Origin of the sequence: Streptomyces sp. NPDC005408 (assembly GCF_040606445.1) — a bacterium.
Classification (GTDB): Bacteria; Actinomycetota; Actinomycetes; order Streptomycetales; family Streptomycetaceae; genus Streptomyces.
Genome location: NZ_JBEXEX010000103.1, coordinates 1 through 9,343 on the forward strand (window position 1 = coordinate 1; position 9,343 = coordinate 9,343).

The 9,343-nt window shown below is 67.9% G+C and carries 11 protein-coding genes and 3 pseudogenes; 4 read left to right on the plus strand and 10 right to left on the minus strand.

The window, feature by feature from the left end; genetic code table 11:
- A partial coding sequence (locus ABZS64_RS38510) for an RNA-guided endonuclease TnpB family protein (protein ID WP_355839754.1) occupies positions 1-663 on the plus strand: 663 nt, incomplete at its 5' end.
- A gap of 16 nt (positions 664-679) precedes the next feature.
- Here the strand turns inward: ABZS64_RS38510 and ABZS64_RS38515 are convergent.
- Positions 680-1,195, minus strand: a complete 516-nt coding sequence (locus ABZS64_RS38515; RefSeq protein WP_355839756.1) for a GNAT family N-acetyltransferase — start codon at positions 1,193-1,195, stop codon at positions 680-682.
- 617 nt (positions 1,196-1,812) lie between these two features.
- Between ABZS64_RS38515 and ABZS64_RS38520 the strand changes: the two genes are divergently transcribed.
- Positions 1,813-2,247: a hypothetical protein gene (locus ABZS64_RS38520; RefSeq protein ID WP_355839758.1), complete on the plus strand. Its 435-nt coding sequence runs from the start codon at positions 1,813-1,815 to the stop codon at positions 2,245-2,247.
- Between the two features lie 727 nt (positions 2,248-2,974).
- On the opposite strand, the gene ABZS64_RS38525 is transcribed toward ABZS64_RS38520, so the two are convergent.
- From ABZS64_RS38525 to ABZS64_RS38560, 8 genes are all read right to left on the minus strand, one after another.
- Positions 2,975-3,148 (minus strand): hypothetical protein, encoded by a 174-nt coding sequence (locus tag ABZS64_RS38525; protein ID WP_355839760.1) that lies wholly within the window; start codon positions 3,146-3,148, stop codon positions 2,975-2,977.
- A 36-nt stretch (positions 3,149-3,184) separates the two neighbouring features.
- Positions 3,185-3,526: a hypothetical protein gene (locus tag ABZS64_RS38530; protein ID WP_355839776.1), complete on the minus strand. Its 342-nt coding sequence runs from the start codon at positions 3,524-3,526 to the stop codon at positions 3,185-3,187.
- Positions 3,527-3,635: 109 nt separating this feature from the next.
- Complete coding sequence (locus ABZS64_RS38535; protein ID WP_355839762.1) at positions 3,636-3,980, minus strand: hypothetical protein; 345 nt, start codon at positions 3,978-3,980, stop codon at positions 3,636-3,638.
- A gap of 32 nt (positions 3,981-4,012) precedes the next feature.
- Positions 4,013-4,321 carry a hypothetical protein gene (locus ABZS64_RS38540; protein ID WP_355839764.1) on the minus strand — a complete coding sequence of 103 codons (309 nt, stop codon included), beginning with the start codon at positions 4,319-4,321 and terminating at the stop codon, positions 4,013-4,015.
- Between the two features lie 245 nt (positions 4,322-4,566).
- Positions 4,567-4,875, minus strand: coding sequence for a hypothetical protein (locus tag ABZS64_RS38545; RefSeq protein ID WP_355839767.1), 309 nt, complete (start codon positions 4,873-4,875; stop codon positions 4,567-4,569).
- Positions 4,876-5,048: 173 nt separating this feature from the next.
- A complete protein-coding gene (locus tag ABZS64_RS38550) occupies positions 5,049-5,990 on the minus strand; it encodes a hypothetical protein (RefSeq protein ID WP_355839769.1) in 942 nt (313 codons plus the stop codon).
- A complete protein-coding gene (locus ABZS64_RS38555) occupies positions 5,987-6,769 on the minus strand; it encodes a hypothetical protein (protein ID WP_355839771.1) in 783 nt (260 codons plus the stop codon). The genes ABZS64_RS38550 and ABZS64_RS38555 overlap by 4 nt, the downstream gene beginning before the upstream one ends.
- A complete protein-coding gene (locus tag ABZS64_RS38560; protein WP_355839773.1) occupies positions 6,766-7,632 on the minus strand; it encodes a hypothetical protein in 867 nt (288 codons plus the stop codon). The genes ABZS64_RS38555 and ABZS64_RS38560 overlap by 4 nt, the downstream gene beginning before the upstream one ends.
- 113 nt (positions 7,633-7,745) lie before the next feature.
- Here ABZS64_RS38560 and ABZS64_RS38565 point away from each other — a divergent pair.
- Positions 7,746-7,832 (plus strand): annotated as a pseudogene (locus tag ABZS64_RS38565) (sulfur reduction protein DsrE); the annotation flags it as partial.
- Positions 7,833-8,345: 513 nt separating this feature from the next.
- Here ABZS64_RS38565 and ABZS64_RS38570 read toward each other — a convergent pair.
- Positions 8,346-8,726 (minus strand): annotated as a pseudogene (locus ABZS64_RS38570) (hypothetical protein); the annotation flags it as partial.
- Between ABZS64_RS38570 and ABZS64_RS38575 the strand changes: the two are divergent.
- Positions 8,727-9,343: pseudogene (locus ABZS64_RS38575) on the plus strand (transposase); the annotation flags it as partial. It lies immediately after the preceding pseudogene.

The window sequence follows — 9,343 nt, forward strand, 5'->3', positions numbered from 1 at the left end:
GTGGTAGGCATCGACCTGGGGCTGACGCACTTTGCGATCCTCTCCGACGGCACGAAGATCGACAGTCCGCGCTTCCTGCGCCGGGCCGAGAAGAAACTCAAGAAGGCGCAGCGGGATCTGTCGCGCAAGGCCAAGGGATCAGCGAACCGGACGAAGGCCCGTATCAAGGTCGCCCGCGCTCATGCCCGGACCGCCGACGCGCGGCGCGAGTTCCACCACCAGCTTTCCACGAAGATCATCCGCGAGAACCAAGCGGTGGCAGTGGAAGACCTGGCAGTTAAGGGGCTCGCCCGCACACGCCTGGCCAAGTCCGTGCACGACGCCGGATGGTCGGCATTCACCACGATGCTGGAGTACAAGGCCGCCCGGTACGGGCGCACTTTCCACCGCATCGGACGGTTCGAACCAACCTCTCAAGTCTGCTCGAACTGCGGAATCAAGGACGGCCCCAAACCCCTTGGCATCCGTGTGTGGACGTGCGGGGAGTGCGGGGCTGTCCTCGACCGGGACATCAACGCGGCGGTCAACGTCGCCAAGGCCGCCGGACTGGCGGTGTCAGCCTGCGGAGCGCGGGTAAGACCGGGACTCGTCCCGGCACAGCGCGAAGAAACAGGAACCCACCGAGACGGTCAGCCGACCGTGGCAGGAATCCCCTCCCTTTAGGGAGGGGGAGCGGAAGTCAAAGCGGTATGTGGACGTCAAGGACTGGCCCGGGGGTGCGGATGGGCGGTACGTCGAGACTCTCCAGGACGTGAAGCATCGGCGTGTTGACCGCGGCGACCGCGACGGTCAGGGTGTGGTGGCCGACGCGGCGAGCCACATCGGCCGCGTGTGCGGCCAAAGCGGTGCCCAGTCCCTTGGATTGCCACTCATCCTCGACCAATACGGCGAGTTCGCCCACCCCTGGCCGGTCGGTGCGCATGACGTTGGTCATGGCGATGATGCGGTCCCTGCACTCGGCGGTGGTGGTTACCAAGGTGGTACCCCGCTCCGGGTCGGAGAGCAGCCGCCAGCCGGCCCGAGAGAGCTCGGGCTTACCTGCGTGGTAGCGCAGGGCTCGGCTGCCGTGCGAGCAGCGGCGGTGCAGCGCCTGGATCGGTCCTAGGTCATCGGGTGTCACCTCCCGGGTCCGAGTGGCAGTGCCGTCGGTCAGCATGATCGGGTGTGCGGTGCCTTGAGGCCCGACTTCGGGCATTGGGCATTCTCCTCATATCGCGAACCTGACTGATGTGCCACGGAGTAGACGGAGTGCCAGTCCGCCGTTGGCACAGAGGCAGTCTTTTGCCACTCCCCTGCCGTCTCAAGAGGGGTTCACGCCATACTGATCACACATAGCGCACTACACGTCACGGAACGCAGTGGAGAAATGTGCCCGGCCCAGGGTTCGCCGAGGTTGCCAGACAGGGCGAGACCCTCAACAACCCGCCGCCGCCCACCGAAGCACCCGCGTCGACCCAGTGGTGGCCGCCGCACAAGCGGGGGTTTCGTCGGAACCTGGCCTGGCTGCCGGCGTATGGCCCTCGCCGCGTGGCTCGACCGGCAGTTGTGTGAAGTCCCCGCGGCGCTCGTCCAGCACCCGGCCGGCCTGTGGGGCGGGGTGAGGATCATGGCGCTGCTCGTCGAGGACAGCGTGAGGGCGGGCGTCGTGGCCGTGCGGCCTGGTTACGCCCGCCTTGGGCTGAACTCGCTCTCTACTCTCCTGATCGGCCAGGGCCGACCCGACGAGAGCCCCGCCGCTCTTGGCCGTGCGTTTGACACGCTTCGGAGGGATGGCAGGGTGGAATGCAGGGGCAACCGGTTGGGAGGCTCGGCATGGCATCCGGTGCGGCATGGCGATTTGCAGCGCGGCAGATGCCGCTCAGGCTCAGCGTCGGCGCGTTCTTTCTCAATTCCGGGCTTTCGAAACGCGGCGCAGACCAGGCCACAGCTGAGGGACTGCAGGAGTTCGCCGCCACCACGTACCCGTTTCTGGGCAAACTCGGCGCTCAGCAGTTCGCTCGGTTGCTCTCCGCCGGGGAGATCGCCATCGCCGCCGCGTTGCTCGTGCCAGTGGTCCCTGCGGCGATCGCAGGGGCTGCGGTGACCGCATTCTCTGCCGGAACGCTCGGGCTGTACTTCGGCACCCCTGGCATGCGCCAGGAAGGCAGCCTGCGTCCCACCGAGCAGGGAACCGTGCTGGCCAAGGATGTCTGGATGCTCGGCATCGGCATTTCCCTCATCATCGACGGCATGTCCGAACACCGCTAACCCCCTCCAGGAAGCTTCGCGCAGGCGATGTCGAGCCAGAGGCTGGCGTCACTGCGCTGGCGGGGGCTCTCAGTCCGGGTCGGAAGATGCCTCTTGCGTGCCGTGTAGCGGGATGTCGTCGGGAGTGAGGTCGATGCGGAGCCGGTGAAGGCAGACGGGGTGACGCTCCGCGGAGGCCGGAGCGGATCTCGCAACGCCTCACCCCGACGCTCACCCCGACTGCTCGCGCCTGACGGAGCAGGCCACGATTGCTGTACCAGCGGGCCGCTGGAAAATCCGTTCGCTCCACCCGGCCGACGAGGCCCCCCTGGTCGGTGTGGTCCAGCTCGTTGGAGGACAGGAGCGCAGGCCGCTGTGCGAGGGGCACAGCTCTCCAATGAATGCCGCGCACCAGGTAGGCGAGCACTCACGCGTTTACCAGGCTGAGCACACTCGCTCGAACGCTCGGAGGTTAGCGTGCGGGGTGCGCCGGGACGCTCGATGTTGTGGACGTTCCTCCGAAGGCGATGGCCTGCAATGGACCTTCGTACTCATTCCGCCGCGGGAATATCGAGCGCGTGATCGCGTGGTTCGGCCCATCAGGCGCCCTCTTCCCCCATGCTCCGGCGGCATGTTGATGGGCCGGCAACCGTTCGTCAGGCGGGTCCCGCCAGGGGGAACCGGTGCGGGACTTCCACGCGATGACTTGAAGGAAATTTCGACACGCCCCTCCCCCGGCTCGCCAAGCTTAGTGTTCGGCCCCGCCGTCCCGAAGGTGGTCGAACACTCGATGCAGCATGGCTGACAGCTGGGCGCGTTCGGCCTGGGTCAAGGGGAAGAGAATCTCCTCCTGGACCGCCCGGGCCTCGGCGTCGAGCTGGGTCAGCGCCGCCCGGCCCTGAGGTGTCACTGCAACCGACATCGATCGGTGCTGGCCTGCGGTGGGTAAGTCGGGTGATCAGGCGCCTGATCTCGGCGAGGCTGAGGTGGATGAGCTGGGAGGATCCGTTTCTGCTTTGCCGGTGTCCAGCCCGCGGGCCCGGGGATATGAGGCTGGCCAGGTCTGCTCCGCCGCCTTGCCGTCCGAGTGGTGGGACCTGGCGGTCTCTAGCGCCGACGCGTAGTGCAGGAGCGCGCTCTGAGCCTTGTCATAGCTGTCGGCCAGGTGCATGATCAGGTCCCGTGCCTCTCGGAGGCGGTTGTCGTACGGCTTGCGGTTCTCGCTCACCCACTGCGTGTGGGTGGCGGCCCGCTTCGCGCCAGGCTCGACATCGAGCAGCAGATCGCCAAGGTCAGCCACGAAGAGGCGAGCTCATCAGGCCGATACCAGCGCAAGCCTTAGATGACGCCCAACCGGCTGACATCACCCCACCCATCCACGGGCGCGGAGTGACCTGTCCTCGGGCCGCCTACCGGCGTTCGCGCCAACGTGCACGCAACGGCTCGTAGTCATGGTCAGGGAACAGGACAGGGAAAGCCTCGAACATCGCGGCGAGGTTCGAGGCGGCATCGTGGTACTCGCGTCCGGTCAGGTCGACGTCGGCGAAGAGATATTGCCAGCCCCACGCGCCTTTGGTGATGAGCAAGGTCTCCAGGTACGTGCCGTAGTCGAGGTTCAAGCGGTGGAGCTCGGTGCAGGTCGAGACGTAGTGCCAGATCTCGAGTCTGTCGCCCTTCGGCGGCACGCGCAGGCCGGTCGCCTGCCCCGCGCCGCCGAAGGGCGCCTGGTCGAAGATCCTCAACTCGGGGAGCACACGCCGCTCGTCGGGGCCGAGCCCCTCGTCCGTCAGCGGCAGGTGACCGTCGACCAGGCAGCCGTGGATGTTCCCCAGGAGCAGAACTCGCCACGGACGCGGTCGTCCGCGGTGATCCAGTCCGCGTGGTATTCGTCGGCCGCGAAGCAGTACGGCCGCAGGACGTCGTCGAGCCGTGTGCGCCAGAACCCATTGATCCGATTGACTGCGAGGTCGGCGTCCGCGATCAGTGCGAGCCGCTCCGGCGTCAGGTCCGGGTTTGGGGCCCGTCGTTCCACCTCAATGCCACCGCAACTCTCCAGTTCCGCGAAGGCACGTTCGAGACGTGTCCCATAGTCCATTCCGGGCCTTTCGTTTCCTCGGCGTTCCACCTTCGCAGTTATCGACGCCCTCGCGGAGCGATCAGTTCAACGAGGGCCTGGACGCCGCCCGCGCCCGCGGCACCCGCCTCGGCCGCCCGCCGGCCACGACCGAGGAACTGGTACGCCACACCCATGACTTGCTCACCCGCCCGGTAAGCACCGTGGCCTCGGTCATCGAGGGCGCGCCCGTAGCGGACGCGCCCTCGACACGTACACGGTCCACCTCACACTGCCGCGGGAGACTTCGAAGGCCGCCCGAAAGCCCAGGGTCCCCATCGATCGCGGCGAGCAGCGCTGGCCTCCCAGTCGGCGGCTGCGAGAGCGACGACGTCGACCAGGCCCGCGTCGCTGAGGACGCGCAGCTGCAGCTGGTGCTCGATGCCCTCAGCCGACGCCTCCCGTACGGTCTGGCGCACCGCGACGCGGGCCTGCAGTTCAGCGGTGGTGCACTCCGCCTCCGTCCGTCCTCTGCTACAACCCCCAGCAGCCTCGGCAACCCAGGCCCAGTCCGCAGCCTCCGGCGCTGACCACAAGCCGAAGAGGCCAGCCAAGCGGCGCCAGGCCAGGAGGAGACCCGGCCGGGCGCCGAACTTTCCTCGGCTCCATCGGTTCGCCGCCGGTGACCCCCCGTCACCCGGGCCGCGACACTTGCCTGCCGCCCACCAGACCTCAGCCTGGTGGGCGTTGGCCCGCCCTCTCGGCGAGGTCAGCTCAGCAGCTGGGTCTGCAGGACGACCGTCTGGTGGAAGGGAACGGTTGGGGCGGCCTCGCCGTTTCTGGCGTGGATGATCAAGGCGAGCGTGTCACCTGCCTGGATGTACGCCTGCCGGGTGTGTTCGGGCCCGAAGGGCTTCGCCTCGGTGTAGAGGGACACCGATGACTGCCCGTCGGCCGGGGTCTCGGTCTCCCACTCCTCGTCGATCCCGACCTCGCCCGGCGCGGTCTTCAGCGTCGCATGGGGGGACAGCCCGGCCCCGATCTCGATGTCCTTGAACTTCTCCGCCATGTCGGCCGAGTTGAACCGGAGGAGGTAGACACGCGAGGCGGTGCCGTCGGGCATGGTCCAGCCACGGGCCACGATCTGCCGTACCGCGTAGTCGTCCAGGGCCTGCTGGATGTCGGCGCGGTGGACATCCCCGTACTCGGAGACGTACTGGGCGCTGCTCACCCAGTCACCGGTCAGCTCCTTGTCGACGGTGGCGCCCTCCGGCGCGGGCAGCACGAGTCTCCTCAGGTCGGCGTGGTGGATCTCATGCCGGTTGCCGAAGGTGAAGGGGCGCTGGCTCCCCTTGGGAAGGGCAGGCAGAGAGAGGCGCGGGTAGTCCCAGCGGCCGTCGCTCTCGGTGGCGAGGCCGGGCACGTCCGACCGCTCCATGGAGGTGATCCCGAACGCCGTACCGGCGCCGAGTCCGCTGCAGACGATCACGGCGGCGGTCCAGCGCGCAGCGGTCCGCAGGACGCGATGGTTCCGCGGTGGTTTGCGAGCGGCGGGCTGCGGCGTCTCAGCCTCCTCCACGGCCGGCTCGGGTTCGGCGTTCGGCTCGCACTCCGCGGGCTGCTCGGGCTGCGCGGCCTCGACAGGCTCCGCCGTCTCTGGGAGCTCCTTGGCCTTCACCGGCTGGTCGGCCTGCGTGATCTGCTCGGTCATACGTACTCCCCCGGCGAGGCGATGCGGTCCAACTGCTCCTGCACGAGGTCAGCGACAGCACCCTCGTCGATCGGCGCCACACCCTCCGCGCCGATGCTCACCAGCAGTTCAGAGTCGTACGCGAAGCACTCCATCCGGTCGATCTCCTTCTCGTCCTCGTCCTCGCCGGCTCGGTCTCCCTTCACCTCCGGGGCGAAGAAGCAGGGCGAGTTCCCGTGGCCCTTGATCTTCGGCCCCTTCGGAAGGTCCAGCAGACCCCCCAGCTCCGTCTGGAGTCCAAATGCCTCCCGTACCTGGGCCTTGTTCTTCATCCGGACGATCTGGACGGTGACGATGACGTCGTCCTCGTACACGCCGCCCCGCGCGGCGAACTCCGTGGCGTACGAGCGGATGGCGATGCCCTGGAGACCCAGCTTGTTCAGCTGCCTCTCGTAGTCGCGACGCTCCTCGCCGGACAGACCGCGGCCCCACTCCTTCATCAGGGCGGTTGCCTGCTTGGCGCTCAGCTCGGCGTCATTGCCGTACTCGTCCACGTCGGGTCCGAGACGGTAACCGTCCGGGACCGGCAGCAGCAGCTTGCTGAGCGGGGTGGAGGCCCGCCCCCGCCAGGCCTCTGCGGCCGGGTCCTTGGCCGGCTCCTTCGCAGGCTTGGCCCACAGGGTCGTGGGGACGGTACGGTCGGCGCCGTCGACGGTGACGGCGGTGTACGCGGCGGCGCCGCCCACCGAGCCCAGGACGAGCACGGCCGGCAGCACCACACCGGTCATTACGGATCTCAAGACAGACGCTCCAGCTGTCGCTCGGCCAGCGAGCGGATCTCGTTCTTGCTGATCCGCTTGGTGTCGATGATGTTGATGTCGACCATGATGTCGCCGCGCTGGAAGATGGCCTGGGCCCGGTACCGGGGCATGAGCCCGGCCTTCCGCTCGACGGGGTAGAGGTAGTAGCGGCCGTTGCCGCTCCCCTTGAGCGGGTCGCCGTCGTCCCCTGCGGAGTCGGCGTCCAGCATGTATCCGTGCTGAGCCTGGGCATGGTCCATGGCGGCCTTGCCGGACCAGAACTGGACGAGGCCGATGTTCGTCTCTTTGTGTTCGCCCTGCATCCAGGCCACCGCGGCGATTCGGCGCAGGTCTGCTTCCGTGAAGTGCGTGAAAGCGCCGGCAGGGCGATCGAATTGCCGCGAGTACGCTGCAGTGTCCGGCCAGCCGTCCACCGCCCCCCAGGGCACGAGGGTGCGTGCGCCCTTTGGCTTGGCCAGCAGCAGCTTTCGCAGATCACCGTCCGTCTTGACCCTGCGGTCCTCGGCGGCGCTGAGCGGCTCCGGGACCTTGTCCCCAGGTAGGGGCTCGGCCGGGTAGGCGAGTCCCGGTTGGTTCAGGGCGGGCAGCGGCGTGGGCGGCCGGTCGGCCTGGACCTTGTAGCCGACGGCCGTCCCAGCGCTGATGCCGATCACCGCGGCGACGGCGAGGAGCACCGCGGTCCGGCCATGGCGCTGCGCAGGCGGCCGTATCGGCGACGCGGGTCCGCCGGTGGCTGACGCGTCTGCCGTCGACGCGACGGGCTTCGCGGCGGCCGGCTCCGGTACCGCGAGCTCCGGCGCGGACGGCGCCTCCAGTTCAGGCTGTGCTTCGTGCAGTTCCAAAAGTGTTCCCCAAGAGACCTGGAGGCACGGATTCCGTTGTCCGCGCTCATACAACTGACGGTCATCCCGGGACCTTGGTTGTAGCGGCAACCATTACAGTTCTGCATAGGGCGATGAAGCTCGTGATCAAGCTGCCCACCAGGGCCGACGCCCCCGATCGCTGCTCACAGGCCTTCACGGCCGCGTCCGTCGCCGTGGCTCGCTGACTGACTTTGGCTCGCGCTGCGTACCTGGAGCGAGGCCCTGCCATTCGTCTGCCGCTTGGTCGTCTTGTGCGGTTGACATGGCCTTCTGAGACACAAGAGCTGTACTGCAAGGTCAGGTCGGCTGCTAAGGCGTCGTTGTCGAATGACGGTCTGGACGCCGCTCGCGCCGCGGCGCACGCATCGGCCGCCCGCCGGCCATGACGCCCGAATCACTTGCTGTCCCTCCAGCTGGCGCAGGACACGGCGGCGGAGTTCGGGGCTGAGAAGCATCCGTGTCAGATCGTGCGCGGAGCCTTCGTAGGACCTGGTGGGCGGATGACGGAGTGTCGAGGGCGAACGCGGTCAGAGTCGTCCCACAGATAACTCTGCGGTACCGGTCGGTTCCCTTAAGATCCAAGCCTGGCAAGAGGACATCCTCCAGCGTTTCCACCTGCATGACGGGGTGATCCCCAGGCGGAACGCTCCCGCAATCAACCGCCAAGTGCCGTCGGCTGGTGCCTCCTTAGTTCATGACGGCCGCCCGCCGAACCCCCAAATGTGGACCTCGATGGCCGCGTACGGGTCCGGGGTCAGGACGGCGGGTGCCGTGTCCGGGTCCGGCGCTCGGACCAGCGCCGCCGTCCCCAGCCAGGCGGTGCCGTTGTCAGACAGCAGCGGCCCGTACGCCATCAACTCCTCCTCGTCGGGGGGCACGGCGAGGTCAGCAGCCTGCCCCGTGCTGAGGCCGAGCACCAGCTACCGCTTGCCACCGGTCCGGCCACCGGGGAAATCCCACATGGTGCGCCCCAGCATGTTGCGCCACCGGCGCAGCAGCACGTCCCGGTACACGCCGGCCTGGTAGCCAGGCTCTTCGAAAGCGAACGCGCGGGCGGCAGCGGGATCCGGCATGGGTTGAAGGGCAAGCGCCCGCGTATGGGTGCACCCCGGTTCAAGTCCCGCAAGGACAACCGGCATACGGTCCGCTTCACCGCCAACGCCCGGTGGAAGATCACGCCCGGCGGTGACCTGTCGTTGCCGAAGATCGGAGATGTCCGGGTCAAGTGGTCCCGCGCTCTGCCGTCCGTGCCGTCCACGGTGACCGTGGTCAAGGACGCCGCAGGCCGGTACTTCGCGAGCTTCATCGTGGAGACCGGCACGGACGAGACGCTGCCCGAGGTGGCACCCGTGGTAGGCATCGACCTGGGGCTGACGCACTTCGCGGTCCTGTCCGATGGCACGAAGGTCGACAGCCCCCGCTTTCTGCGCCGGGCCGAGAAGAAACTCAAGGCGGCACAGCAAGCCCTGTCCCGTAAGGCCAAGGGCAGCAATAACCGCACCAAGGCCCGTATCAAGGTCGCCCGCGCTCATGCCCGGACGGCCGATGCGCGGCGCGAGTTCCACCACCAGCTTTCCACGAAGATCATCCGCGAGAACCAAGCGGTGGCAGTGGAAGACCTGGCAGTTAAGGGGCTCGCCCGCACACGCCTGGCCAAGTCCGTGCACGACGCCGGATGGTCGGCATTCAC